Consider the following 23,600-nt stretch of genomic DNA (forward strand, 5'->3'; position numbering starts at 1 on the left):
GCCCGGGCTCAGCGGGACGGCGCGACGAGCCCCATCTCATAGGCCGTGATCACCAGTTGCACCCGGTCCCGGGCACCCAGCTTCGTGAACAGCCGTGACACGTGCGACTTGGCGGTGGCCACGGAGATGACCAGGTCCTCGGCGATCTCGGTGTTCGACCGGCCGCGTCCCACCAGCGTGAGCACCTCCCGCTCCCGCTCGGTGATGCCGTCCGGCGGCAGCGGGGGACCGGAGCGCTCCCCGGCACCCGTGGGACGCGCGACGAAGTCGGCGATCAGACGGCGCGTCACCGCCGGTGCGATCAGCGCGTCACCGGCGGCGACCACCCGGATCGCCGCGAGGATGTCGTCCAGGGCCATGTCCTTGACCACGAAGCCGCTCGCCCCGGCCCGGAGCGCGCCGTACACGTGGTCGTCCTCGTCGAAGGTCGTCAGTACGAGGACCCGCGTCGCCGCCGGGCCGCCCGTGATGAGACGGGTGGCCTCGATCCCGTCCATGCCGGGCATACGGATGTCCATCACCACCACGTCGGGCGCCAGGTCCCGCACCAGACCGACCGCCTCGACGCCGGTCGCGGCCTCACCGACGACCTCCAGGCCGGGCTGATCGGCCATGATCATACGGAGACCGGACCGCACCAGCGGCTGGTCGTCGGCGAGGACGACACGGATGGTCACCGGGCCCCCGCCCCGGCCTCCGCGGCCTCCGGAAGGGGCAGCCGCGCCGCCACCCGGAAGCCGCCCCCCGGGCGCGGCCCGGCGCTCAGGCGGCCGTGCAGCAGCCCGGCCCGCTCCCGCATGCCCACGATGCCGAAGCCGTGCGCCGGAGCGTCCACCGGGGCGCCCCGCCCGTCGTCGACGACCTCCACGACCAGCTCCTCGTCCTCGTACCCGACGGTCACCCGGCACCACCCGGCGCCCGCGTGGCGGACCACGTTGGTCAGCGCCTCCTGAACGATACGGTAGGCCGCCAGGTCGAGGTCCGGCGGCAACGGCCGCTGCTCCCCGGCGCGTTGCACCTCGACGCGTACGCCCGCCTCCATGGTGGCCGCCACCATCCGGTCCAGGTCCGCCAGACCCGGCGACGGCGCGAGCGGCGCCCCACCGGCGGCCCCGGCCCCCGCACCGGCCGCCCCCGAGGCCCCGGCCCCCGCGCCCGCAGGCTCCGCGTCGGTCCTGCGGAGCGCCACCAGCGTCCGCCGCAGACCCGACAGGGCCTCCCTGCTCGTGGCCTCGATGGCGCGCAGCGCCTCCGCCGCCTCCTCGGGCCGCTTGGCGATGACCCGGCTCCCCGCCCCGGCCTGGATGGCGATGATGCCGATGCTGTGCGCGACCATGTCGTGCAACTCCCGCGCGATCCGCAGCCGTTCGGCCGTCACCGCCTCCGCCACCTCCTGCGACCGCAGCGCCACCGCGTGCTCCCGCCGCTCGCGGCCGAGCAGGCCGACCGTGCAGGACGCGACCATCGCCAGGAGCGCGATCACCCCGTTCACCGTCAGGGCGTCCCCGCGCGCGAAGGCACCGATGCCCAGGAGCTGCACGGCGAAGGCGGCAGCCACGGCGGCCACCGCCGCCCGCCGCCCGCACGTGGCGACCACGAAGCCCAGGACGAGGTTCACCGCCACGTACGCCAGGAACTGGCCCTGGAACGCCACCGGCACCGGCACGGGCCCGAACGGCTCCGCAGGCGCCAGCTCCGGAGTGCCCACCACCACGGCGGTGGAACCGAAGAGCGTCAGGGCGAGGGCGACCAGCGGGGCCCGCCGCAGCACTGCGGCGAGGAGGCTCGCGGCCAGCAGCGACCCGACGGCGGGGACGATCTCGGGAGCACGCGTCGTCCCGCCCACCAGCAGCACCACGGCGAGGACATACAGCACCCCTCCGATCCATGCGGCGGCCCGAGTCCGCGTCAGCGAGGGGGCGTTGGCTCCGGTCACGTCCATCCCGCGAGCCTAACCAGCCCCCGCGCTCACGACATCGTCCCCGGGGCTTACACCCGGGGGAGGGGCCCCGCCGCCCGATTGCCGCCCACGGCCCCATGCCCCGGCGGAACCCGCGCGGCAGGGTTGCCGTTGTGATCGAAGTCAGCGAACTCACCAAGTCCTACGGCGGCAGCGTCGCCGTCGACCACCTGTCCTTCACCGTCCGGCCGGGCCGCGTCACCGGATTCCTCGGCCCCAACGGCGCGGGCAAGACCACCACCCTGCGGATGATCCTCGGCCTGGAGACGCCCGCCTCCGGCACCGCCACCGTCAGCGGCGTCCCCTTCCGCAGCCATCCCCGCGGCCTGCGGCACGCCGGCGCCCTCCTGGACGCCCACCACGTCCACGGGGGCCGCAGCGCCACCGCCCACCTGTCCGCCCTCGCCCGGAGCAACGGCATCCCGCGCCGCCGGGTGGACGAGGTGCTGGAGGAGGTCGGCCTCGCCCGGGTGGCGAAGCGCCGCATCGGCGGGTTCTCGCTCGGCATGAAACAGCGGCTCGGGATCGCGACCGCCCTGCTCGGTGACCCGCCCGTGCTGCTCTTCGACGAGCCCGTCAACGGCATGGACCCCGAAGGCGTGCTCTGGATGCGCCGCCTCTTCCGGCGCCTCGCGGCCGAGGGCCGCACGGTCTTCCTCTCCAGCCACCTGATGTCGGAGATGGAGAACACCGCCGACGACCTCGTCGTCATCGGCCGGGGACGCCTCATCGCCGCCGAGTCACTGGCCGACTTCGCCGCCCGCGGCACCCGCCCCGGCGTCCGGGTCGGTACGCGGCGGGCCGCCGAGCTCACGGCGGTCCTGACCGCCGCGGGCGCGTCGGCCGCTCCCGGCCGCGCGAAGGGCACCTCCCCGGACGAGACGGGCGCCGACACGCTGTTCGTCACAGGACTGCCGGCCGACCGCATCGCCGCGCTCGCCCACGAGCACCACATCCTGCTGACCGAACTCACCACCCACAACGCCTCCTTGGAGGACGCGTTCATGGAACTGACCGCCGACAGCATCGAGTACGTGGCAGGAGAAACCCGATGACCGCGCCCGTGACCGCGCCCGTGACCACCTTCTCCCGGCCGGCGAACGAACCGCCCGCCCGCTTCGGTGACCTGCTCGCCGCCGAGTGGATCAAGACGCGATCCCTCCGCTCCACGCCCTGGGCGATCGGCGTCACGATTCTCTTCGTCGTCGGGTCCTCCGCCGTGGCGGCACTGGCGGACGTCGACCAGTTCGCGAACGCCGCGCCGGGCGTGCGGCCGCCCCGCGGTTTCGTGCCCTTCACCGCCTACCCGCCGAGCGGATACCTGCTGCTCATGCTCGTCGCCGCCGGCCTCGGCGCGCTCACCGTCGTCAGCGAGTACGGCAGCGGGCTGATCCGTACGACCACCGTGGCCGTCCCGGCGCGCGGCGCGGTCGTCCTGGCCAAGGCCGTCGTCACCGCCGCGCTGTGGACGGTGGTCGGCCTGATCGTGTCCACCGGTTCGTTCCTGGTCTCACAGGCCGTCCTGGAGGGAGAGCGGGCCGGGGTGCCGATCACCCACCCCGGAGTGTTCCGGGCGCTGGCCGCGTCCGCGCTGCTGGCCCCGGTCTGCGCACTGGTCGGCCTGGGCCTCGGTGTCCTGGTGCGGCACAGTGCCGCGACCGTGCTCACCGGGGCCCTCACCCTGCTGATGCTGCCGCCGCTCTTCTCCCCGAGCGAGCGGTGGTCCGCCGACATCAACCACATGATGGTGGCGTCCGCGTGGCGGCGCCTGGTGCAGAACTGGGGCCCTTCACCCGACAGCCACGTCTTCATTCCCACGGTCCCCGGTTCCTGGCTCGTGTACGCGCTCTGGCCACTGGCCGCCGTCGCCCTGGCCGTGGTCGTCGTACGCCGCCGGGACGTGTGAGGGTGGCTGGTGAGGGGTGGTGGGCCGTGGGTGTCGCGCCTCAGGGGGCCGGGGGGAGTTCGCCCGAGCCGCGCGGGATCAGCACCGTCTCCAGCACGGTCCGGGACGCGTCGTCGTCGAAGCCGTCCAGTCGCCGGAACAGCCGCTCCGCCGCCGTGCGCCCCAGGGCGGCCGCGTCCTGGGCGATGACCGTGATGCCCAGGAGGTCCGCGAGCTCGATGTCGTCGAAGCCGACGAACGCCACCGGCCGCTCACGCGCGGCCAGTTCCCGTACGGCGGTCACGGTGACCCGGTTGTTCCCGGCGAGGATCGCCGTGACCGGGTTCGGCCCGCCGAGCATCGCGGCCGTCGCCTCCCGCACCCGGGCCGGCTCCGTCGAACCCAGCGACACCCAGGCGTCGTCCACCACCAGCCCGGCGTCCTCCATCGCCGCGCGGTAGCCGCGCAGCCGCTCCACGGCGGTGTGGATGCGCGGCTGGTCGCCGATGAAGCCGATCCGGCGGTGCCCGTGCGCGATCAGGTGCGCGGCACCCGCCCGGGCGCCACCGAAACTGTCGGACAGCACCGCGTCCGCGTCGATCCGCCCGGCCGGACGGTCCACGAAGACCGTCGCGATACCCGCCCTCATCTCCGGTTCGAGATAGCGGTGGTCGGTGCCGGCCGGGATCACGATCAGCCCGTCGACGCGGCGGGCGCAGAGCGCCAGCGCCAGTTCCTGCTCACGCTCCGGGTCCTCGGCGCTGGAGCCGTTGATGAGCAGCGCCCCGTGCGCCCGTGCGACCTCCTCCACGGCCCGGCTGAGCGGCCCGTAGAACGGGTCGGCCAGGTCCTCCAGGACCAGCCCGATCGAGGCGGTGCGGCCCTTGCGCAGTACCCGGGCGCTGTCGTTGCGCCGGAAGCCCAGCGCCTCGATGGCCTCCTGCACGCGGCGTTCCGTGTCGGGCGTGACGCCCGCCTCGCCGTTGACCACGCGCGAGACGGTCTTGAGCCCGACGCCCGCGCGGGCGGCCACGTCCTTCATGGTCGGCCGGTTGCCGTAGCGGTGGGCGGGCTGGGCCACGGGTGTCCTGTCCTGTCGTCGGTGTCGGTGTCGGTGTCGGTGTTGGTTGTTCGGCGATCGGCGCGCGGGCGGATGTGCAAGGCTGTGGCGTCGAGCATAGGCCCTGGACAACGTTGTCAAGCCGGGGGAGACTGAGGTGGACCGTTCTTGAACCGCTCTTGAACAAGACCTGGAAAGGGCCAGGTCCGCCGACCGCGGCCGAGCCCGCGGCCCGCCGTCCGCGTGGCTCGGGCTGCTCCGGGCCAGGGTGCTCGGCACGCCGGGCACGCTACGCACGCTCACGCTCTCACGGGGGATCCGACACCGATGCAATCCGACCTCGTCGCCGCACTGGACATCGGCGGCACCAAGATCGCCGGCGCGCTGGTGGACGGCCGCGGCCGCATGCTGCTCCGGGTGCAGCGGCCGACCCCGGCGCGGGAGGGCGCCGAGACGGTGATGGGCGCCGTCGAGGAGGTCCTCGCCGAACTCGCGGCGTCACCGCTGTGGCCGGACGCCGGCGCCGTCGGCATCGGCAGCGCGGGACCCGTGGACGCCTCGGCGGGCCGGGTCAGCCCGGTCAACGTGCCCGGCTGGCGCGGCTACCCCCTCGTCGAGCGGGTGCGCCGCGCGACGGGCGGGCTCCCCGTGCAACTGGTCGGCGACGGCGTGGCGATGACCGCTGCCGAGCACTGGCGGGGTGCCGCCCGGGGCTACGACAACGCGCTGTGCATGGTGGTCTCCACCGGTGTCGGCGGCGGACTCGTCCTGGACGGTCGCCTGCACACCGGTCCCACGGGCAATGCCGGTCACATCGGCCACATCAGCGTGGACCTGGACGGTGACCCCTGCCCGTGCGGGTCCCGCGGCTGCGTCGAGCGGATCGCCAGCGGCCCCAACATCGCCCGCCGCGCCCTGGACAACGGCTGGCGCCCCGGCCCCGACGGTGACGCCACGGCCGCCGCGGTGGCGGCCTCGGCGCGGGCCGGTGACCCGATCGCCACGGCGTCCTTCGAGCGCGCCGCCCGCGCGCTGGCCGCCGGGATCGCCGCCACGGCCACGCTGGTCGAGATCGACATCGCGGTGATCGGCGGCGGAGTCGCGGGCGCCGGCGACGTGCTGTTCGCCCCGCTGCGGCGCGCCCTGCGCGACTACGCCACGCTCTCCTTCGTCCAGCGTTTGAAGGTCGCCCCGGCGCTCACCGGCGGCGACGCGGGCCTCCTCGGCGCGGCAGCCGCGGCGGCGCCCGCGCGGCGCGGCCCGCACGCGGTCACCTTCTCCGGCTGACCCGCGGCTGCCGGGACGCCCCGGCGGTCGGCGCGCTCCTGTGGTCGATGCGCCCCGGCGCGTACGGCCGGGCACCCGGCGCCCCAGTGGGCGGGGCGCCCGCCTATGTGCCGCTCAGTGGACGGCGGCCTCCACGCGGGAGCCCGCCGCGCGGGGAGCCGGGGTTCGGGGCTCCGGGCGGGGTTGCCGCATCACCACCAGGAACGCGTCCGCCTCGATGTCCATGACGACCTCCGCCGCCAGGCCCTCGTTCCGCCGGGCCTGGGCGAACTCTTCCGCCGGCCACGAGCCCCGCGGGCCTCCCGCCGGGAACCTCTCCAACACCATGCGTGCCATTGCACACCCCCAGTCCATCACCTGTTCCAACGACACCCTGGTCCGGTCGTTACGGTCCGTGCGGGCATCTCTTCGTACAGTGAGACACGTTCCTGGTGCCCCGTCCGACGCGACGGAAGCGCAACAGCCCGGCCACAGTTTCGTGCGCCCTCGGACACCCGGGGGTCCACGCGGGTTTCCGTGGCAGGGTGTTGCGGGCAAGCCACTGGGGGCTACGGAGGAGGGGGAACCGTGATCGTCTGGATCAACGGTGCGTTCAGTGCCGGCAAGACCAGTGCCGCGCGCGAACTGATCGATCTGATCCCGCACAGCACCGTCTACGACCCCGAGATCATCGGCGGGGCACTGCGCCACCTGCTGCCGCAGAAGAAGCTCGCCGAGGTGACGGACTACCAGGACCTGCCGATGTGGCGGCGGATGGTCGTGGACGCCGCGGCCGCGATGCTCGCCGAGGTCGGCGGCGTACTGGTGGTGCCGATGACGCTGCTGCGCCAGGAGTACCGCGACGAGATCTTCGGTGGGCTCGCCGCCCGCCGCGTCGCCGTGCACCATGTGCTCCTGACACCGGACGAAACGATACTTCGCAGCCGTATCTCCGGTCGCGAGGAGTTCGAGAACGACCCGGACGGCAATGAGCGGGTCCGGCAATGGGCGTACGACCACATCGAGCCGTACCGCGCGGCGCTCGGCGGCTGGCTGTCGGCCGACGCCTACGCGGTCGACAACAGCCGCCTCACCCCGGCCGAGACCGCCCGGGCCATCGCCGACGCGGTGCGGACCGGTGCGGCCGGGGCGTGCGGGATCGTCCAGACGCCGGAACCGACCGGCGAGACCCTCGCCGCCGGCGTCCTCCTCTTCGACGAGCAGGACCGCGTGCTGCTCGTCGACCCCACCTACAAGCCGGGCTGGGAGTTCCCCGGCGGGGTCGTCGAACGGGGTGAGCCCCCGGCGCGTGCCGGGATGCGGGAGGTCGCCGAGGAGATAGGGCTCGAACTGGACGTCGTCCCGCGGCTGTTGCTCGTCGACTGGGAGCCGCCGAGACCACCCGGCTACGGCGGCCTCCGGCTCCTCTTCGACGGCGGCCGGCTCACCGCCGCCCAGACCAGGGGCGTCCTGCTCCCCGGCACCGAACTGCGCGGCTGGCGGTTCGTCACCGAGGGCGAGGCGTCCGGGATGCTGCCCCCGAACCGCTACGAACGGCTCCGCTGGGCCCTGCGCGCCCGGGAGCGCGGCACCGTCCTGAACCTGGAGGCGGGCGTCCCGGTCGGCTGACGGGGGCGGCGGCGCGCCCATCCGTTCCGGGCGCGCCGCCGCCCACGGCCGTGCGGTCTCACGGCCGTGCGGTACCGGTGGCGGCGTCCCTGCCGGCTGCCGCCCGCAGGACCGCCGCCGCGTCCTCCGTCAGCGGGTCGCCGTGCCCGAAGCACACCGTCTCCGGGGCCAGCCCCGCCAGCCGCCGCATCGACGTCCCGGCCCGCTCGCGGTCCACATGGAACACCCCCAGCGCCACCCGCCCCACCGACGCCACCGTGTCGCCCGTGAACAGCACCCCGTGCCGCGGCAGGTGCACCGCGATCGAACCGTCCGTGTGCCCCGGCGTGTGCACCACCCGGGCCCCGTCCCCGAACCCGAGCCCGTCCCCGTCCACGACCTCCCGGTCCACCCGGGTCGGCGGCGCCGGCGGGACCGTCAGCCCGTGCTCGTACAGCGGCACCTCCCAGTCGAGCAGGACCGGCTCCGGGACCGGCGCCTCGTTCCGGACCACCGGCGCGTCCGCCGCGTGCGCCACCACCTCGGCCCCGTACCGCCCGGCCAGCGCGCCGGCCGCGCCCGCGTGATCGCGGTGGCAGTGCGTGAGCACGATGCGGCGCAGGCCCTCCGGGCGCAGGCCCCGGCTCCGCAGCGCCGCCTCGATCCGCGGCGCCGCACCGGCCCAGCCCGCGTCGATCAGGGTGAGGTCGTCGTCCCCGTCCACCCACACGTACGCCTGCCCGATCGGGAAGCGCAGCATGAACAACCGGGGCCGTACGTCGATGAGCTCCACAGTCATGGTCATGCGGCGAACCTACGCACCGGCGCCGGCCCGCGGCCGCCGCCTCTGCCGTGCGCAGATCCGCTGTCGGCTCAACCCCGGGCGGAGTCCGCGTAGTTCAGCAGGAACAGCGCCTCCGCGACCGACATGCGCTCCAGCTCGTCGGGCGACACGCTCTCGTTCACCGCGTGGATCTGCGCCTCCGGCTCACTCAGCCCGATCAGCAGGATCTCCGCCGACGGATACAGCGCCGCCAGCGTGTTGCACAGCGGGATCGAGCCGCCCATGCCCGCGATCTGCATCTCCTGCCCCGGGTACGCGGCACCCAGCGCGTCCGCCATCGAGGTGTACGCCGGGCTCGTCACGTCCGCACGGAACGGCTGGCCCTGCCCCACCTGCTCCACCGACACCCGCGCACCCCACGGCGCGTGGGCCTCCAGGTGCGCGGTCAGCAGCTTCGTCGCCTCGGCGGCGTCCTGCCCCGGCGGCACCCGCAGACTGATCTGCGCACGCGCGGTGGCGTGGACGGACGGGGTGGCGCCGACGACCGGAGGGCAGTCGATGCCCATGACCGTGACGGCCGGGCGGGCCCACAGCCGGTCGCCGACCGTTCCGTGACCGATCAGCTCCACGCCGTCGAGCACCTTGGCGTCCCCGCGGAAGTCCTCCTCCGGGTACTCGAGGCCCTGCCACGCCCCCTCGGCGTCCAGCCCGTCCACCGTCGTCGAACCGTCCTCGCCCCGCAGCGAGTCCAGCAGGCGGATGAGCGCGGCCAGCGCGTCCGGCGCGGCCCCGCCGAACAACCCGGAGTGCAGGTTGCCCCGGAGGGTCTCCAGGGTGACGCGCACCATCGTCATCCCGCGCAGCGTCGCCGTGACCGTCGGCAGACCGGCCCGGAAGTTCCCCGCGTCGCCGATCACGATCGCGTCCGCCGCGAGCAGCTCCGGGTGCGCCTCGGCGTACCGCTCCAGGCCGCCCGTGCCCTGCTCCTCCGAGCCCTCGGCGATCACCTTGACGCCGACCGGCACCCCGCCGTTCGCCTTCAGCGCGCGCAGCGCGAGCAGGTGCATGATGAAGCCGCCCTTGCAGTCGGCGGCCCCGCGCCCGTACCAGCGGCCGTCCTCCCGCTCGGTCAGCTCGAACGGCGGGGTGAGCCAGCCGGCCGGGTCCAGGGGCGGCTGCACGTCGTAGTGCGCGTACAGCAGCACGGTCGGAGCGCCCTCCGGGCCGGGCAGGTAGCCGTACACCGACTGCGAACCGTCCGGGGTGTCGAAGACCGACACGTCCTGGAAGTCCTCGGCGCGCAACGCGTCCGCCACCCAGTCCGCCGCCGCCCGGCACTCGCTCGGCGGGAACTGCGCCGGGTCCGCCACCGACCGGAACGCCACCAGCTCCGCGAGCTCCGCCTTGGCGCGGGGCATCAAGGAAGCGACGGTTCCGGCGATCTGCGGGGTCGGCCGGCTCGGCTGGGCGGTCATGGGCACGCTCCTGGTGGGTGCGACGGCGATACTGGCGTTGCGTGGTCGACGGCGAACGCGCGTCCGATCCTCCCACAGTGGGTGCCGCCGTACCGCGCCGTAGGATGCGATCACAGGCAGGGACCGAGGGACTAACCGGGATCAGGAGCAGAAGCACATCGTGAGCAGCGAGAACGCAGACGCCGGTAACGAGAACTCCGCGCCGGTGTGGGATGTCGTCGTGGTCGGCGCCGGGCCCGCGGGAGCGTCCGCGGCGTACGCGGCGGCCGTCGCGGGCCGCCGGGTGCTCCTGCTGGAGAAGGCCGAGCTGCCGCGCTACAAAACCTGCGGCGGCGGCATCATCGGCCCCTCGCGCGACGCCCTGCCACCCGGCTTCGAACTGCCCCTCCAGGACCGGGTGCACGCGGTGACGTTCTCGCTGAACGGCCGCTTCGCCCGGACACGGCGCTCGAAGCGGATGCTCTTCGGTCTCGTCAACCGTCCCGAGTTCGACGCCGGCCTGGTCGAGCAGGCACAGAAGGCCGGCGCCGAGCTGCGAACCGGCGTGACGGTGTCCCGCGTCGAGCAGCACGGCACCGCTGTGCCCGACCGGCGGACCGTCGCGGTCGTCCTCGCCGACGGCGAGGTCGTACTCGCCCGGGCGGTCGTCGGCGCGGACGGCAGCGCCAGCCGGATAGGGGCGCACGTCGGGGTCAAGACCGACCAGGTCGACCTCGGCCTGGAGGTGGAGATCCCGGTTCCGCGGACCGTGGCGGAGGACTGGGCGGGGCGCGTCCTCATCGACTGGGGGCCCATCCCCGGCAGTTACGGCTGGGTGTTCCCCAAGGGCGACACCCTCACCGTCGGCGTGATCTCCGCGCGGGGCGAGGGGACGGTCACCAAGCGGTACCTCGAGGACTTCGTCGCCCGGCTGGGGCTCGCCGGCTTCGAACCCGCCATCTCCTCCGGACACCTCACGCGGTGCCGCAGCGACGACTCCCCGCTGTCACGCGGGCGGGTGCTCGTCTGCGGCGACGCGGCCGGGCTCCTGGAGCCGTGGACCCGTGAGGGCATCTCCTTCGCGCTGCGGTCCGGCCGGCTCGCGGGGGAGTGGGCGGTACGGATCGCCGAGGCGGGCGACGCCGTCGACGCGCGGCGCCAGGCGCTGAACTACGCGTTCGCCATCAAGGCCGGGCTGGGCGTCGAGATGGCCGTCGGGCGCCGGATGCTCGCGCTCTTCGAGAAGCGGCCGGGTCTGCTGCACGCGACGATCACCGGATTCCGCCCGGCGTGGCGGGCGTTCAGCGACATCACCCGGGGTGCGACGACGCTGGCCGGGCTCGTCCGTACGTCGCCCGTTGCGCGCCGGGCCCTGGAGGCGCTGGATCGGCGGGGGTAGTACCGGCAGCTGTGGTTCTGCCGGTCTGGTTGCGGTCCGCCGTGGGGCGGTGCTTGTTCTCGGTTCGCCCTGCTGTTCTCGGTTCGCCTGCGGGCGGTGCGTGCCTCCTGACGGTGACCCCCGGTGGGGTGGGGGCGTGGCCCCTCCGGGCTCGCCTCCTCGGGGCCGGCGGCCTTGGGTTACGAGTTGAGGGAGCCCCGGTAACGCCGCCAGCCCCTGCGGGGGCGACCCTGCACGGCCCCGCCCCGGTACGTTGCCGGGTGCGGGACGGTGGGGGGTGGGTGCGGTCCGGCTGGGTGCGTTGCCGGGTGGGGGATTAGGTGAGGGTGATGCGGAACACCGGGTGCTTCGGTGCGATGGCGCGGAGTTCCTCGTCCGTGGCGTCGGGGCCGGTGCCCTTGAAGAAGACGCCGACCTCGGCCTTCCAGCGCTTGAGGTAGGCGCGCAGGATCTCGGGCTTGTCGTCGTCGCCGACCTCGACCGCGGTGAACGTCTGCGCCCGCTTGCCCAGGTGCAGCTCGCCGCCGCCGGCCGCCCGCATGTTGTACGTCCACTGGACGTGGCCACGCGGCGCCACCAGATACTGGGCCCCCTCGAGGGTGAGGACGTTGACCGGTGTACGCCGCCACTCGCCGCTCTTGCGGCCGCGCACCGCAAGGACTCGTGAACCCCAGACGCTGAGGCCGCGCCGGGTCATCCACGCGACCGCCCGGTTGACGACGTTGATGGTGAACCAGCCGGGCTTGATGACGTGCTGCGACATGACGGCCCCTTTGAGTGTGAGCAGTGCTCTCGGTTGAGAGCAGTGTGCACGGAGCGGTGATTCAAAGCAAGAGCAGTGCTCTCGAAGTGGTGGCATACTGCTTCCCATGAGTCCCGTCCAAGGAGCCCGCGCGAGGGCACGTGTGGAAGTCACCGCCGCCATCAAGGACGAGGCCCGCCGGCAGCTCGCCGCCGACGGCGCCGCGAAACTGTCGCTTCGTGCCGTCGCCCGGGAACTCGGCATGGTCTCCTCGGCCCTCTACCGGTACTTCCCGAGCCGGGACGAGCTCCTGACCGCGCTCATCGTCGACGCGTACGACGCGGTCGGCGCCACCGCGGAGGCCGCGCTCACTGCCACCGCCACCCCCCGCGCCCGCTGGACCGCCGTCTGCTGCGCCGTACGGGCCTGGGCCGTCGCGCACCCCCATGAGTACGCCCTGATCTACGGCTCGCCCGTGCCCGGATACTCCGCCCCGCAGGCCACCGTGGCCCCCGCGTCCCGCGTCGCCCATGCGTTGCTGTCCGTCCTCCGGGACGCCCACCGCGGCGACGGTGTGGCACCGCCGCCGCTCGCGCGGGACATGCGGGCGGAGGCGGACCGTCTCACGGCCGACCTCGCCCCGGACCTTCCGCCCTCGCTGGTCGTCGCGTTCGTCGGCGCCTGGTGCCAGCTGTTCGGGCTGATCTCGTTCGAGGTGTTCGGCCACTTCAACCGGGTCGTCGAGGAACCGGAGACGTTCTTCGCGCACTCGGCGGACCGCCTGGGCCGCGACCTCGGCCTCCTGCGCTGACGCCGCCCGTACCCCCCACCACCCGAGGACCACCGCATGATCACCACGCCCGTCACCGCCCGGCTCCTGCGCGGTGCCATCGAGGTGGAGCAGACCGAGGACGGCGTGCTGCCGCACCGGCTCCCCGCCTGGGTCCGCGCCCGGGGCGTCGACGGACAACTGGCCATGGCCGAGGCACAGCCCGCCGGGGTGCGGCTGGCCTTCCGTACCCGGGCCACCGTCCTGGAACTCGACACACGCCCCACCAAACGCGTCTACGCGGGCTCCCCGCCCCGCCCGGACGGCGTCTACGACCTGCTGGTCGACGGGAGCCCGGCCGGGCAGGGCAGTGTCGCGGGCGGCAACACCCTGGCCATCGACCTGACCACCGGGACCGCCGACCACCGGCCCGGCCCGCACGGCACCCTGCGGTTCACCGGGCTGCCCGACCGCGAGAAGGACGTCGAGATCTGGCTGCCCCACAACGAGACGACGGAGCTCCTGACGCTGCGCACCGACGCCCCGGTGGCCCCGGCGCCGGACCGAGGCCGCCGGGTCTGGCTGCACCACGGCAGCTCGATCAGCCACGGCTCGGACGCGGCGAGCCCCACCACCACCTGGCCCGCGCTCGCCGCGTCGCTCGGCGGTGTGGACCTGGTCAACCTGGGCTTCGGCGGCAGCGCCCTGCTCGACCCGTTCACCGCCCGCACGATGCGGGACACACCGGCGGACCTGATCAGCGTCAAACTGGGCATCAACCTGGTCAACACCGAGCTGATGCGCCTGCGTGCCTTCACCCCCGCCGTCCACGGCTTCCTCGACACGATCCGCGACGGCCACCCCACCGCACCGCTGCTGGTCGTCTCGCCGATCCTGTGCCCCATCCACGAGGACACACCCGGCCCCAGCGCCATGGACCCCGCCGAACTCGCCGCCGGCCGGCTGCGGTTCCGCGCCACGGGCGACCCGGCGGACCGGGCGGGCGGAAAGCTGACCCTGCGCGTCATACGTGACGAGCTGGCCCGCATCGTGGCGCAGCGCGCGGCCGGGGACCCCCACCTGCACCACCTCGACGGCCGCCGGCTCTACGGCGAGGCCGACGCCGCCGACCTGCCGCTGCCCGACGCGCTGCACCCGGACGCCGCCACGCACCGCCGCATGGGCGAACGCTTCGCCGCGCTGGCCTTCACCGCGCAGGGTGCCTTCGGGGGCGGCGGCCCCGTACTCCCCGGGGAGTAGCCGCGACCGCCCCGCCCGGCCGACGCCGGCCCCGGCCCGCCGCGTCTGGCGCTGGTCGGCACCACCTTCGCGGCGCGGGGCCAGCCGGACCGAGAGCCGCTCGACGCCCTCGCGCGGGCGCTGCTGCTCGCCGGGCCCGCGATGCTCGTGCTGCGCCCTGGTGAAGGACACCGAGCCGGACTAACTGCTGCGGGCCGTACGGGCGGTGGTCGCCGGTGACGCGCTGCTCTCACGTCAGCCGCACGATGGTGAAGCCGGGCGCCCGCGACCGGGCCCAACTGGTCGTGCCGGCCTACGAGTCGGGCCTGGTGTGCCCGGGCTGGCTCGGCTGACCGGCACCCCCGCCACCCCCGTACCGCCACAGCACCCGCACCACGCGCGCCACGAAAGCCAGCCCCGCCGCCGTCGCGGCCGCCATGGTCACGCCCCGCGCCGCGCCGCCCGCCAGGTCCAGGGCGAGGACGGGCGCGGCGCACAGGAGGAAGACGCCGAGCGCGAGGAACGCCGCCGTCACCAGCGCGTACCCGATCTCGACGGTCATGGCGTCCCGCTGGGCCTGTGTTCGATTCCCCATGGCCCGAGTGTCACAAGAGGGCGGCCGGTGGGCAAGGACCTCGCCCACCGGCCGTGCGCCGTACCCGCGGGCCGTCAGTCCCGCGCGCCGACCGGGTACGCCTGCTCGGCCCGCACGGTCTTCTCGACCGGCGTGGCGGCCGACGTGGCGACCACGACCGACGGCCGCGGGGTTCGCGAGCGGCGGTCGGCACGCAGACCGGTCAGGGTGATCAGGAGGCCGGCGACCGCGATCGCCGTGACCACGGCGAGGCCGGGCCTGAAGCTGTCCAGGACCGCCTGCGGGGAGCTCGCCCCGTGCCCGCCGCCCGCCGTGATCACGGCGGTGACGACGGCGAGGAAGACGGCGCCGCCCACCTGGACGGAGGTGTTGAGCAGGCCGGACACCATGCCCTGTTCGCGGTCGTCCACGCCGTTGGTGGCCTGGATGTTGAGGGAGGGGAAGGTCAGCGCGCAGGCGGCGCCGAGGAGCAGCATCGAGGGCAGGACGACGGCCGCGTAGCGGGGCGTCAGGTCGACCTGGAGGAAGATCGCGTAGGCGGCGACCAGGAGCGCGAAGCCGGTGGCGATCACGCGGGGCGTGCCGAACCGGTCCACCACGTCACCGATCTTGGTGGAGGACAGCGCCACCAGCACACCGGCCGGCAGGAACGCGAGGGCGGTCTGCAGGGCGCTCCAGCCGAGCAGCGCCTGCATGTACTGGGTGGCGATGAACTGGAAGGCGACGTACGAACCGAAGAACGCGGCGGCTCCGAGCTGGGCGCGGGCCTGCGTACCGGAGCGGAGCACACCGAGCCGCAGCAGCGGACTGGCGCTGCGGCGCTCGATGGTCACGAAGGCGGCGAGCAGGGCGGCGGTGGCGAGGAACGACAGCAGCGTACGGGCGGAGGTCCAGCCCACCTCGGGCGCCTGGACCACGGTGAACACCAGCAGCAGCATGGCGGCGGTGCCGGTGACCGCGCCGGGGACGTCGTAGCCGCCGCGGGTGTCCTCGCGGTCGCTGTGCGGGATCAGCCGCAGGCCGGCCACCAGGGCGATGAGCGCGATCGGCGCGGGCAGCAGCATGGTGGAGCGCCAGCTCACCTCGGTGAGCAGTCCGGACAGGACCAGGCCCATGGAGAAGCCGGTGGCGGCGCACGTGGTGTAGATCGACAGGGCCCGGTTGCGCTGCGGGCCCTCCTTGAACGTGGTGGTGATGATCGAGAGGCCGGCGGGCGCGGTGAACGCGGCGCTCAGGCCCTTGATGAAGCGGCTCGCGATGAGCAGCGGGCCGGAGTCGACGAGCCCGCCGAGCAGGGAGGCGAGCGCGAAGACGGCGAGGGCGATCAGGAAGACGCGGCGGCGGCCCAGGAGGTCGGCCGCCCGGCCGCCGAGCAGCAGGAGCCCGCCGTAGCCCAGGATGTAGCCGCTGACGATCCACTGAAGGGTGGCGGTGGAGAGGTGGAGGTCCGCCGCGATCGAGGGCAGGGCGACGCCGACCATCGAGACGTCGAGGGCGTCCAGGAACATCGCGGCGCACAGCACCAGCAGCGTGCCCCACAGGCGGGGGCTCCAGCGGTCTTCGGTGGCCGAACCCGCAGTGGGGGAGGGGGCGTTGAGCGGAGTGGTCATGCGCAGCAACAGTACATGCATATGCATTGGATGCAAGTGCATTTAATTCTTGTGCAACAAGTGGTGTCTTCCCTGCTAACGTGGCTCCATGGCTGTGACGAAGTCCGAGCGCGCGCTCGTGGACCAGTGGCGCGATGTGCTCGCCCTGCACGCCCGCACGACCTGCGAACTCGACCGTGCGCTGCACCAGCACGGCCTGGGCGCCAGCGACTTCGAGGTCCTCGACGTGCTGGCCGAGGGCGCGGCGGAGGATGGCGGCAACGCCTACCGCGTCCAGGAACTCGCCTCCCGGGTCCACCTCAGCCAGAGCGCCCTCTCACGGCTGGTCGCCCGCCTGGAGAAGGACGGCCTGGTCGCGCGCGGTATGTGCAGCGAGGACCGGCGCGGCGTCCGGGTCGCCCTCACCGACGCCGGACGAGCCCGGCACGCCGAAGTGCTGCCTCTCCAGCGTGCCGTGCTCAGCCGGATGCTCGGCGAGGAGCGGGGTCCTACGACCAGGTGACGGCGGACGTCTCCCGCCACAGCAGCGCCACACCCTCGTCCCCGGACACGGTGACCGCCTCCAGCGGCAGCCGGTTCCACAGGGCCAGGTACAGCTCGGCGGCCGTCCCGCTCAGCTCGCAGTCCGCGTCGCCCCCGTCCGTGCGCACCGTGCGCGGCGCCCGGTCCGACAGGTGCACGGTCCACACGTCGGCCGTGTCCGTCGCCCGCACGCGCAGGACGGCCGCCTTTGGCGTACGCACCCGGCTCTTCTCCCGGGAGTGCATGCCGCACAGCAACTCGTCGATCCCGTCGGCGGCGAACTCCGGCGCCATGTCCGGGACCACGGCCCCCAGCGCCGACTGCGCGTCCGCGCGGTGCACCGCCGTCTCGTGCGCCTGACGCCGGGCCCAGAAGGCGCGCGGCGAGGGCGCCGGCAGGAACGCCCAGCACGCGAGGGAGTCGGGGGCCTCGGTCAGCGCCGAGACCAGGCGCCCGTGCCCCTCCCGGAACCAGCCGAGCAGTTCGGCGCCGTCGAGGTCGGGCTCGCCCTCCGCGGGGTGGTACGAGGGGTGGCCCTCGGTGACGAAGGCGGTGGCCCAGCGGTGCACCATGCCCGTGTGCCGCAACAGGTCCCGTACCCGCCACTTTGGGCAGGTGGCGACCGCGGCGCCCGTGCCGGCCCGCTCGGCGGTGCCGGCGAGCAACTGGCCCTCGGCGGCCAGGTACTTGATGTGCTCAGTGATCTCCATGGTTGCCATGTCGCGATTCTGCCAGCGCCCGCCCGGGCAGGGAGCGGTTCAACGGCTGGGCGACGCGTCGGGCGTTGTGGCTCACGCGTCGCGCGCGGCGTACCCGATCAGCGCCGCACCGGCGGCCAGCACCGCGACGGTCGTCAGCGCGGCCGGCAGCGAGAACCAGTCGGCGAGGAAGCCGATCGCCGGCGGCCCGAGCAGCATGCCCCCGTACCCGAGCGTGGAGGCGCCGGCCACTCCGCCGGGCCCGGCCACGGCGCCGGCCCGGGCGACGGCGACGGGGAAGATGTTCGCCAGGCCAAGCCCCGTGACGGCGAAGCCGAGCAGAACCAGCCACACCGTCGGCGCCAGCGCGCCCAGCAGCATGCCGACCGCTGCCGTCGCCCCGCCCGCCACAAGGGTGCGGGTCTGTCCCAGGCGCTCCAGCAGCGCCGTACCCGAGAGGCGCCCGGCCGTCATCGCGAGGGCGAACAGCGAGTACCCGGCGGCGGCCACGCCGGGGTGGGCGTGCAGGTCCTGTTCCAGGTGGAGCGCTCCCCAGTCGGCCAGCGCCCCCTCTCCGTACGCCGTGCACAGCGCGATCACCCCGAAGACGGTCACGAGCCGGCGCGACCGGCCGTCGAGCCGGGCCCGCGGCCGCTCGTCGGCCGGCACGGCCTCCGGGGCGGCGGGGGAGGGGTGACGCAGCAGTACGGGGCCGGCGGCGGCCGTCAGCAGCAGCCCCGCGACCGTGAGCCCGAGGAGGTGCGCGACGGGGGAGAGCCCGGCCGCGACCAGGCCGCCGAGCCCGGCGCCGAGCATGCCGCCGAGGCTGAACGCGGCGTGGAAGCTCGGCATCACCGGGCGGCGCATCGCGGCCACCAGGTCGACCGCGGCGCTGTTCATCGCCACGTTGATGCCGCCGTACGCGGTGCCGAACACCAGCAGCACCAGCCCGAGCGCGAGCGCCGAATGGGTCAGCGCGGGCAGCGCGATGCTCAGGCTGAGCAGCACCGCCGACACGACGGTCACCGGGTGGCTGCCGAAGCGCCGGCACAGACGGCCGGTCAGCGTCATGGTCACCACCGCGCCCGCCGACACCCCGAGGAGGGCCAGCCCAAGGTCACCGGCGGAGGCGCCGGTCTGCTGCTTGATGGCCGGGATCCGGACCACCCAGCCGGCGAACAGGAACCCGTCGAGGGCGAAGAACAAGGTCAGGGCGGTACGGAGACCGGCGAGGGAGCGCATGTCGGTGGCCCCGCCGGGGCTCCCGGCGCCGGTCGTCCTGAGTTTGTTTAGTAGCGGCACAAAGTCAGGGTAGGGGTTGGGGAGGGTCGCCATCAAACCGGAAGGGGCGTTCGCGGGCGCGGCGTCAGACGGCGTGGTCGCCCTTCGTGAGCGACGCGTCAGCCCGTGCGGTCGCCCTTGGGCTTGCCCTGTTGGGCCGGCGTGCCGTGTGGCGGTGGGCTCATGGGTTCCTGCGACGTGGCCGGCGAGACCGGGGAGCCGCCCCGGCCGGGCGCGGCCTTCTCCGGCTTGGCGGCGGCGGGGTTGCCGCCGGACAGGGGGGCTCCGGCGTCCAGTTGCCGTTTGCGGGCCGTCAGCACCTGCACGACCATCGCCCGGTCGGCGTGCTCGTGCTCGTAGTGCAGCAACTGGTCCAGCTCGGGGACGCCGAGCGACCGGATGCGGTGCTCCAGCGTGCCGACGGGCAGCTCGTCGTAGTCGGGCAGCGGAAGTCCGCCGTGGTCGGTGGTCATCCGGATCCTCCCTGTGTCTCGTCGTCCGTCTCGCGCACGTCCCCGACCACCTCGTCGACGACCTGCTCGTCCAGCGCCGCGCGCACCAGAGCGGCGGCCAGCGCGGGCAGTTCCTCCTTCCCGACGAGTCGGGCCAGCTCCTCCGGTTCCGCCGGCAGTCCCAGCCGCCGCGCCCCGTCCAGCGTCTTGCGGTCCAGGTACGGCGCCAGGTCCGGCCACACGCCCTGCACCTCGCGCAGGAAGATGTCCGCCCCGGCCGGGCCGATCCCGGGCACCTCCCGGAGCAGGCCCCGCAGCGCGTCCACGTCACCGCCGGCGATGTCGCGCATCCGGCGCAGGTCGCCGCCGTACGTGTCGAGCACCAGCCCGGCGGCCTCGCCCAGCTGGGTCGACGTCCGCTCGTCGTACCGCCGGTAGCCGCCCTCGCCCAGCGCGTCCACGCGCCGCTGCCACGTCGCGTCCCGCATGTGGCGCGCGTCCCGCAGGCCCGCGTCGAAGAGGGCGCGCGCCGCCGCCACCGCCGTGCCGGCGCGGATCCGCGCGCTCAGCAGGTGGGCCAGGACCAGCACCTGGTACAGCGGCTGCGGAGTGTCCTTGAGGCGGATCCCGGCTTCCTCCGCGTAGGTACGGCCCTCCCGGTCGAGGAGGGACCGGACCGTCGTCCCGTTGGCGGGGCGTGCCATGCGACCTCCTGGAACCTCGCGCGATCCCCGGTGAACCTGCCGCCCGCAGTACCCGTCCAGGGTCGGCCGAAACAGCACCACCGGGCGGGGCGGCCCGCTGGATCATGGGAGACTCGCCCCCATGAACGGCAAGGCGACCACGACCCGATCCCGGCTGGACCGGGGCCGCAGCGCGCTCGGACCCGCACTGGAGCTGGTGCATACCGGGCGCGCCCCCACCCGCGCCGTCCTCACCGCCGAGCTCGGTGTCACCCGTGCCACCGCCGGTGCCGTCGCCGCCGAGCTGGAGGCGCTCGGTCTCATCCGCGTCGACTCCCGCCCCGGTGCCGCGGCCGGTTCGCAGGGCCGGCCGTCGCACCGGCTCACCGTCGAGGAGAACGGCCCGGTCGCCCTCGCCGCCCAGATCCACGCCGACGGCTTCCGCGCCGCCCTGGTCGGCCTCGGCGGCCGTGTCGTCGCCACGGCGCCCGGCTCCATGACGGTGACCGCCGACCCGGCGCAGGTCCTCGCGGCCGTCGTGGAGGCGGGCGCCGGCCTGCTCCGGGAGAGCGGGCGCCGCTGCGTGGGCGCCGGCCTCGCCGTGCCCTCCGCCGTCGCCGAGCCCGAAGGCACCGCCCTCAACCCGCTGCACGTCGCCTGGCCGGCCGGGGCGCCCGTCCGGGACGTCTTCGCCGAGCTGGTCCGGGCGGCCGGGATCGACGGCCCCGCGTTCACCGGCAACGACGTGAACCTCGCCGCCCTGGCCGAGCACCGGCACGGCGCGGGGCGCGGCGCCCAGCACCTGCTCTGCGTCGCCACCGGGCACCGCGGCGTCGGCGGCGCCCTCGTCCTGGACGGGCGCCTCCACACCGGCAGTTCCGGCCTCGCCCTCGAAGTGGGGCACCTCACCGTCAATCCGGCGGGCCGCCCCTGCTACTGCGGCAGCCGCGGCTGCCTGGACGTCGAGGCCGACCCGCTGGCCTTCCTCACGGCAGCCGGCCGTGAACCCGGGCCCGAGGTCTCCCTGCTCCAGCAGTCCCGTGACCTGCTCCGCGACCACGCCGACGACGAGGGCGTCCGGGCGGCCACGGAGGAGCTGGTCGACCGGCTGGGCCTGGGGCTGGCGGGCCTGGTCAACATCCTCAACCCCGACCGCATCATCCTCGGCGGCCTGCACCGCGAACTCCTGGCCGCCGACCCCGAGCGGCTGCGCGCGGTGGTCGCCGACCGCAGCCTGTGGGGCCGCAGCGGCGGCGTACCGATCCTGGGCTGCACCCTGGACCACAACAGCCTCGCCGGCGCGGCCGAACTGGCCTGGCAGCCCGTGCTGGACGACCCCCTCGCCGCCCTGGGCCAGCCGGCGGCGTGAACGAGCGGCGCGAACGAGCGGCGTGAACGCCGACGCCAGGGCGCGGGCCGCTGCGGCCGCATGTCTCGCGGGCGGGCGCCAAGCCCGTGGTTTCGGATGCAGGCCGTGGACCTCGGCCGCGCGGGCTGTTGCTCGGCCGGGCAGCTCGCCCGCGACGCGGACCGGCTGCCAAGTCTGTGGACCCGAACGCGTAGCCCGTGGACCTCGGCCGCGCGGGCTGTTGCTCGGCCGGGCAGCTCGCGGACCGGCTGCGTGGTCGGCCGCTCGGCAGCGCGACTGCCGGACCGGCCGCTGAGCCCGGGGGCTCGGCCGTGCGGCCCGTCGACCTGCCGCACGGGTCCCCGTTTGGCCGCACTGTTGCTGGACGACCGCACCGGCCGGCCCGCGCCTCCGCGTGCCCGTGCGAGACGGTGACGCGTGCGGTCACGCCGTGCGCCGGGCGTTCGCCTTCACGGTCTTCAGTAGCCGCCGCAGTGACGGGTTGACCAGCGCCGTCCCGCCGACGCGTACGGTCGGTACGGTCTCGTTCCCGTCGGCGACCGAGCGGACGTACGCCGCCGCCTCGGGGTCCTGCCAGATGTTCACCTCGGTGCGCGGCAGACCGACGACGCGCAGCTGAAGGCGCAGTTTCATGCAGTACGGACAGCCCGGCCGCCAGTAGACGACCACGTCCTCACGGTCCGCGCCCACGGTCGCCCCTCCGTCGCCTGGTGCTGGTGCTCAGCAGGCTACTCCCCGCCGTGTAAGGGCGGTGTTGCTGCCCGTACGGCGACGAGGACACCCCGCGGGGCCCGGCCCCCGGGACGAGGGGAGGGCACGGCGGGCAGGCCGGTCAGCCCGCCACGGCCGGCCGGACGGTGACCCGTTCGCGGACCACGTCGGCCGCCTCCGCCGCGTCCCCGAACGGCACCGCGCCGGTGAAGGGACCCGTGGTGGCGGCGCCGTACACCGGAAGGGGCGGTATCGGCAGGGGCGTCGACGAGGGCGCCGGGAGGGTGAACCACACGACCTTCCCGGATTCGCCCTGCGGCCGGGCACCCCAACTCTCGCTGAACGCCTCTATCAGAGCCAGCCCGCGGCCCGAAGTGGCCATCGGGTCGGACGTGTTGACCATCGGGAGGCGGGGGTCGTGGTCGTGGACCGAGACCGTCAGCCGGTCGAGCAGCAGCTCGATCTCGACGGTGCACACCTTGTCGGGCTGGGCGTGCTGGTGAACATTTGTCAGGAGCTCGGTGACACCGAGCGCGGCCTTCTCGATCAGACAATCGAGATTCCAGTAGCGCAGTTGCGCTGAAACGATTCTGCGGACCTGACCGATCCGCGACGGCAGGGCTTGGAGCTCTACCGTGCACTGCCTGCTTGCCTGGCTGATCACGGCTGCGACTCCCCGAAATAGGTCCGGAAGAAGACGGAGATCGGATCCAGTAGATGGCTGGCTGTTGGTCCGGCGGGCTGGATCGCAGCGTCACCGCCGGTGCACCCTGGGTAGTGATGTCAGTCCAGCGTGGACCAGGGGTGACCGGTTCGCAACTCAACGACGTTCGGTACCCGTGGCCACAGCCGTCACTTCTGTCAGTCTTGGTCGCCGCCCTCGCGGCGTACGGCCTCCAGCAGGCGCCCGGCCAGTGCCGTCGCCGCGGCCCCGTCCGGCCTCCGGCTGCGCTGGCCCATCGTCAGCCGGTACCGCGTGCCGTTGAGCGTCGCCACCATGGCGTCGTCGCGCCCCGCGAACCAGGGCCGGCTCGCCCTGACCGCCCGTACCGGCGCGCTGTCGATCACCCGTCCGTAGCTGGTGAGGAGCGCCAGCCTGCCGTCCTTGATGAGCACCTCGCCCGCCCGGGTCAGCGAGCGCGGCCACCGTTCTATCCGTACGCCTGTGGCGCTGAAATCAGCCTCAGCCATGACGTACCCAGCCCCCTTCGCGCAGGTTTATGCCGGTCAGTCTGCACAAGTGCCCGCCCGTTCGCCAGGGCGCGGGAACAGATGCGCCCCCTGTGCCACGTACCGCCCGGCCGGTGCGCCCCGTGCGCCGCGCCCCGTGGGCCGCGCGCCGCGCGGGAGTGCGCCCACGCACCAGGCCCGTCCGGCCCGCCGGCAGCTGCGAGTCGTCGGCAGCCGTGGCCCGCCGACAGCCGGGGCCGGCCGTCGTGGCCCGTCCGGCCCGCCTGCAAGCCTTCCCTATGGGGCATCAAAGTCATCGTTTGTGCAGGTGAGGGGGGTATGT

25 protein-coding genes and 1 pseudogene are annotated in these 23,600 nt (G+C 74.2%); 10 read left to right on the top strand and 16 right to left on the bottom strand.

The genetic code is table 11. The features are described 5' to 3' along the window. Window positions 1-8: 8 nt before the first annotated feature. Window positions 9-677, bottom strand: a complete 669-nt coding sequence (locus EIZ62_RS29130; protein ID WP_156695651.1) for a response regulator transcription factor — start codon at window positions 675-677, stop codon at window positions 9-11. Then, on the bottom strand, window positions 674-1,942 hold the full coding sequence (locus EIZ62_RS29135) for a sensor histidine kinase (RefSeq protein WP_156695652.1): 1,269 nt from the start codon (window positions 1,940-1,942) through the stop codon (window positions 674-676). Before EIZ62_RS29135 ends, EIZ62_RS29130 begins: the two co-directional genes overlap by 4 nt. Window positions 1,943-2,073: 131 nt before the next feature. Between EIZ62_RS29135 and EIZ62_RS29140 the strand changes: the two genes are divergently transcribed. Next, the gene (locus EIZ62_RS29140) at window positions 2,074-3,015 is read left to right on the top strand and encodes an ABC transporter ATP-binding protein (RefSeq protein WP_208828087.1); all 942 of its coding nucleotides are present in this window, start codon (window positions 2,074-2,076) and stop codon (window positions 3,013-3,015) included. Continuing rightward, a complete protein-coding gene (locus EIZ62_RS29145) occupies window positions 3,012-3,866 on the top strand; it encodes an ABC transporter permease (protein ID WP_156695654.1) in 855 nt (284 codons plus the stop codon). Before EIZ62_RS29140 ends, EIZ62_RS29145 begins: the two co-directional genes overlap by 4 nt. Before the next feature lie 40 nt (window positions 3,867-3,906). On the opposite strand, the gene EIZ62_RS29150 is transcribed toward EIZ62_RS29145, so the two are convergent. Continuing rightward, window positions 3,907-4,887 (bottom strand): LacI family DNA-binding transcriptional regulator, encoded by a 981-nt coding sequence (locus tag EIZ62_RS29150; protein ID WP_156696649.1) that lies wholly within the window; start codon window positions 4,885-4,887, stop codon window positions 3,907-3,909. A gap of 345 nt (window positions 4,888-5,232) precedes the next feature. On the opposite strand from EIZ62_RS29150, the gene EIZ62_RS29155 reads away from it, so the two are divergent. Beyond that, complete coding sequence (locus tag EIZ62_RS29155; RefSeq protein ID WP_156695655.1) at window positions 5,233-6,192, top strand: ROK family protein; 960 nt, start codon at window positions 5,233-5,235, stop codon at window positions 6,190-6,192. 114 nt (window positions 6,193-6,306) lie between these two features. Here EIZ62_RS29155 and EIZ62_RS29160 read toward each other — a convergent pair whose 3' ends face one another. After that, window positions 6,307-6,528 carry a hypothetical protein gene (locus tag EIZ62_RS29160; protein ID WP_156695656.1) on the bottom strand — a complete coding sequence of 74 codons (222 nt, stop codon included), beginning with the start codon at window positions 6,526-6,528 and terminating at the stop codon, window positions 6,307-6,309. Window positions 6,529-6,759: 231 nt separating this feature from the next. Here EIZ62_RS29160 and EIZ62_RS29165 point away from each other — a divergent pair, with 231 nt between their 5' ends. After that, window positions 6,760-7,800, top strand: a complete 1,041-nt coding sequence (locus tag EIZ62_RS29165; RefSeq protein WP_156695657.1) for an NUDIX hydrolase — start codon at window positions 6,760-6,762, stop codon at window positions 7,798-7,800. Window positions 7,801-7,858: 58 nt separating this feature from the next. On the opposite strand, the gene EIZ62_RS29170 is transcribed toward EIZ62_RS29165, so the two are convergent. Together EIZ62_RS29170 and EIZ62_RS29175 are read right to left on the bottom strand one after the other, a co-directional pair. After that, window positions 7,859-8,584 carry an MBL fold metallo-hydrolase gene (locus EIZ62_RS29170; protein WP_425281858.1) on the bottom strand — a complete coding sequence of 242 codons (726 nt, stop codon included), beginning with the start codon at window positions 8,582-8,584 and terminating at the stop codon, window positions 7,859-7,861. A gap of 68 nt (window positions 8,585-8,652) precedes the next feature. Further along, entirely contained in the window at window positions 8,653-10,038 is a 1,386-nt protein-coding gene (locus EIZ62_RS29175) for a dipeptidase (protein ID WP_156695658.1), read from the bottom strand. A 160-nt stretch (window positions 10,039-10,198) separates the two neighbouring features. Between EIZ62_RS29175 and EIZ62_RS29180 the strand changes: the two genes are divergently transcribed. After that, window positions 10,199-11,416, top strand: coding sequence for a geranylgeranyl reductase family protein (locus EIZ62_RS29180; RefSeq protein ID WP_244376005.1), 1,218 nt, complete (start codon window positions 10,199-10,201; stop codon window positions 11,414-11,416). Window positions 11,417-11,732: 316 nt separating this feature from the next. On the opposite strand, the gene EIZ62_RS29185 is transcribed toward EIZ62_RS29180, so the two are convergent. Continuing rightward, a complete protein-coding gene (locus tag EIZ62_RS29185; protein ID WP_156695660.1) occupies window positions 11,733-12,179 on the bottom strand; it encodes a nitroreductase family deazaflavin-dependent oxidoreductase in 447 nt (148 codons plus the stop codon). A gap of 106 nt (window positions 12,180-12,285) precedes the next feature. On the opposite strand from EIZ62_RS29185, the gene EIZ62_RS29190 reads away from it, so the two are divergent. The 3 genes and pseudogenes from EIZ62_RS29190 to EIZ62_RS32985 all read left to right on the top strand — a co-directional run. Further along, on the top strand, window positions 12,286-12,969 hold the full coding sequence (locus EIZ62_RS29190) for a TetR/AcrR family transcriptional regulator (RefSeq protein WP_156695661.1): 684 nt from the start codon (window positions 12,286-12,288) through the stop codon (window positions 12,967-12,969). A gap of 36 nt (window positions 12,970-13,005) precedes the next feature. Continuing rightward, entirely contained in the window at window positions 13,006-14,187 is a 1,182-nt protein-coding gene (locus EIZ62_RS29195) for a GDSL-type esterase/lipase family protein (protein ID WP_156695662.1), read from the top strand. A 209-nt stretch (window positions 14,188-14,396) separates the two neighbouring features. Then, window positions 14,397-14,519 (top strand): annotated as a pseudogene (locus EIZ62_RS32985) (DNA-binding response regulator); the annotation flags it as partial. Here EIZ62_RS32985 and EIZ62_RS29205 read toward each other — a convergent pair. Continuing rightward, complete coding sequence (locus tag EIZ62_RS29205) at window positions 14,480-14,761, bottom strand: DUF6332 family protein (RefSeq protein WP_156695663.1); 282 nt, start codon at window positions 14,759-14,761, stop codon at window positions 14,480-14,482. The pseudogene EIZ62_RS32985 and the gene EIZ62_RS29205 sit on opposite strands and share 40 nt — an antisense overlap. A gap of 74 nt (window positions 14,762-14,835) precedes the next feature. Beyond that, a complete protein-coding gene (locus tag EIZ62_RS29210) occupies window positions 14,836-16,371 on the bottom strand; it encodes an MFS transporter (protein ID WP_156695664.1) in 1,536 nt (511 codons plus the stop codon). Between the two features lie 88 nt (window positions 16,372-16,459). On the opposite strand from EIZ62_RS29210, the gene EIZ62_RS29215 reads away from it, so the two are divergent. After that, window positions 16,460-16,873 (top strand): MarR family winged helix-turn-helix transcriptional regulator, encoded by a 414-nt coding sequence (locus tag EIZ62_RS29215; protein WP_156695665.1) that lies wholly within the window; start codon window positions 16,460-16,462, stop codon window positions 16,871-16,873. Here EIZ62_RS29215 and EIZ62_RS29220 read toward each other — a convergent pair. The 4 genes from EIZ62_RS29220 to EIZ62_RS29235 all read right to left on the bottom strand — a co-directional run bounded on the left by EIZ62_RS29220 (window position 16,860) and on the right by EIZ62_RS29235 (window position 20,028). Next, a complete protein-coding gene (locus tag EIZ62_RS29220) occupies window positions 16,860-17,603 on the bottom strand; it encodes a maleylpyruvate isomerase family mycothiol-dependent enzyme (RefSeq protein ID WP_156696651.1) in 744 nt (247 codons plus the stop codon). The two genes, EIZ62_RS29215 and EIZ62_RS29220, sit on opposite strands and share 14 nt — an antisense overlap. A gap of 81 nt (window positions 17,604-17,684) precedes the next feature. Next, on the bottom strand, window positions 17,685-18,893 hold the full coding sequence (locus EIZ62_RS29225) for an MFS transporter (RefSeq protein WP_156695666.1): 1,209 nt from the start codon (window positions 18,891-18,893) through the stop codon (window positions 17,685-17,687). A gap of 98 nt (window positions 18,894-18,991) precedes the next feature. After that, on the bottom strand, window positions 18,992-19,345 hold the full coding sequence (locus tag EIZ62_RS29230; RefSeq protein ID WP_156695667.1) for a DUF8129 domain-containing protein: 354 nt from the start codon (window positions 19,343-19,345) through the stop codon (window positions 18,992-18,994). Further along, window positions 19,342-20,028: an HhH-GDP family DNA glycosylase gene (locus tag EIZ62_RS29235; RefSeq protein ID WP_156695668.1), complete on the bottom strand. Its 687-nt coding sequence runs from the start codon at window positions 20,026-20,028 to the stop codon at window positions 19,342-19,344. The genes EIZ62_RS29230 and EIZ62_RS29235 overlap by 4 nt, the downstream gene beginning before the upstream one ends. 121 nt (window positions 20,029-20,149) lie before the next feature. Here EIZ62_RS29235 and EIZ62_RS29240 point away from each other — a divergent pair, with 121 nt between their 5' ends. After that, window positions 20,150-21,376, top strand: coding sequence for an ROK family protein (locus tag EIZ62_RS29240; RefSeq protein WP_156695669.1), 1,227 nt, complete (start codon window positions 20,150-20,152; stop codon window positions 21,374-21,376). Window positions 21,377-21,799: 423 nt separating this feature from the next. Here EIZ62_RS29240 and EIZ62_RS29245 read toward each other — a convergent pair whose 3' ends face one another. The 3 genes from EIZ62_RS29245 to EIZ62_RS29255 form a co-directional block, all read right to left on the bottom strand. After that, window positions 21,800-22,066 (bottom strand): glutaredoxin domain-containing protein, encoded by a 267-nt coding sequence (locus EIZ62_RS29245; protein ID WP_156695670.1) that lies wholly within the window; start codon window positions 22,064-22,066, stop codon window positions 21,800-21,802. Between the two features lie 142 nt (window positions 22,067-22,208). Then, window positions 22,209-22,751: an ATP-binding protein gene (locus tag EIZ62_RS29250; RefSeq protein ID WP_156695671.1), complete on the bottom strand. Its 543-nt coding sequence runs from the start codon at window positions 22,749-22,751 to the stop codon at window positions 22,209-22,211. A gap of 197 nt (window positions 22,752-22,948) precedes the next feature. Then, on the bottom strand, window positions 22,949-23,278 hold the full coding sequence (locus EIZ62_RS29255; RefSeq protein ID WP_156695672.1) for a hypothetical protein: 330 nt from the start codon (window positions 23,276-23,278) through the stop codon (window positions 22,949-22,951). Between the last annotated feature and the right edge of the window lie 322 nt (window positions 23,279-23,600).

Source organism: Streptomyces ficellus (assembly GCF_009739905.1).
Lineage (GTDB): Bacteria > Actinomycetota > Actinomycetes > Streptomycetales > Streptomycetaceae > Streptomyces > Streptomyces ficellus_A.

Coding starts and splice junctions, on each gene's coding strand:
- EIZ62_RS29135 (WP_156695652.1), bottom strand. CDS start 1,942: ATGGACGTGACCGGAGCCAACGCCCCCTCGCTGACGCGGACTCGGGCC.
- EIZ62_RS29175 (WP_156695658.1), bottom strand. CDS start 10,038: ATGACCGCCCAGCCGAGCCGGCCGACCCCGCAGATCGCCGGAACCGTC.
- EIZ62_RS29255 (WP_156695672.1), bottom strand. CDS start 23,278: ATGGCTGAGGCTGATTTCAGCGCCACAGGCGTACGGATAGAACGGTGG.
- EIZ62_RS29190 (WP_156695661.1), top strand. CDS start 12,286: ATGAGTCCCGTCCAAGGAGCCCGCGCGAGGGCACGTGTGGAAGTCACC.
- EIZ62_RS29150 (WP_156696649.1), bottom strand. CDS start 4,887: ATGAAGGACGTGGCCGCCCGCGCGGGCGTCGGGCTCAAGACCGTCTCG.
- EIZ62_RS29205 (WP_156695663.1), bottom strand. CDS start 14,761: ATGGGGAATCGAACACAGGCCCAGCGGGACGCCATGACCGTCGAGATC.
- EIZ62_RS29230 (WP_156695667.1), bottom strand. CDS start 19,345: ATGACCACCGACCACGGCGGACTTCCGCTGCCCGACTACGACGAGCTG.
- EIZ62_RS29215 (WP_156695665.1), top strand. CDS start 16,460: ATGGCTGTGACGAAGTCCGAGCGCGCGCTCGTGGACCAGTGGCGCGAT.
- EIZ62_RS29240 (WP_156695669.1), top strand. CDS start 20,150: ATGAACGGCAAGGCGACCACGACCCGATCCCGGCTGGACCGGGGCCGC.
- EIZ62_RS29220 (WP_156696651.1), bottom strand. CDS start 17,603: ATGGAGATCACTGAGCACATCAAGTACCTGGCCGCCGAGGGCCAGTTG.
- EIZ62_RS29170 (WP_425281858.1), bottom strand. CDS start 8,584: ATGACCATGACTGTGGAGCTCATCGACGTACGGCCCCGGTTGTTCATG.
- EIZ62_RS29155 (WP_156695655.1), top strand. CDS start 5,233: ATGCAATCCGACCTCGTCGCCGCACTGGACATCGGCGGCACCAAGATC.
- EIZ62_RS29195 (WP_156695662.1), top strand. CDS start 13,006: ATGATCACCACGCCCGTCACCGCCCGGCTCCTGCGCGGTGCCATCGAG.
- EIZ62_RS29145 (WP_156695654.1), top strand. CDS start 3,012: ATGACCGCGCCCGTGACCGCGCCCGTGACCACCTTCTCCCGGCCGGCG.
- EIZ62_RS29210 (WP_156695664.1), bottom strand. CDS start 16,371: ATGACCACTCCGCTCAACGCCCCCTCCCCCACTGCGGGTTCGGCCACC.
- EIZ62_RS29160 (WP_156695656.1), bottom strand. CDS start 6,528: ATGGCACGCATGGTGTTGGAGAGGTTCCCGGCGGGAGGCCCGCGGGGC.
- EIZ62_RS29185 (WP_156695660.1), bottom strand. CDS start 12,179: ATGTCGCAGCACGTCATCAAGCCCGGCTGGTTCACCATCAACGTCGTC.
- EIZ62_RS29235 (WP_156695668.1), bottom strand. CDS start 20,028: ATGGCACGCCCCGCCAACGGGACGACGGTCCGGTCCCTCCTCGACCGG.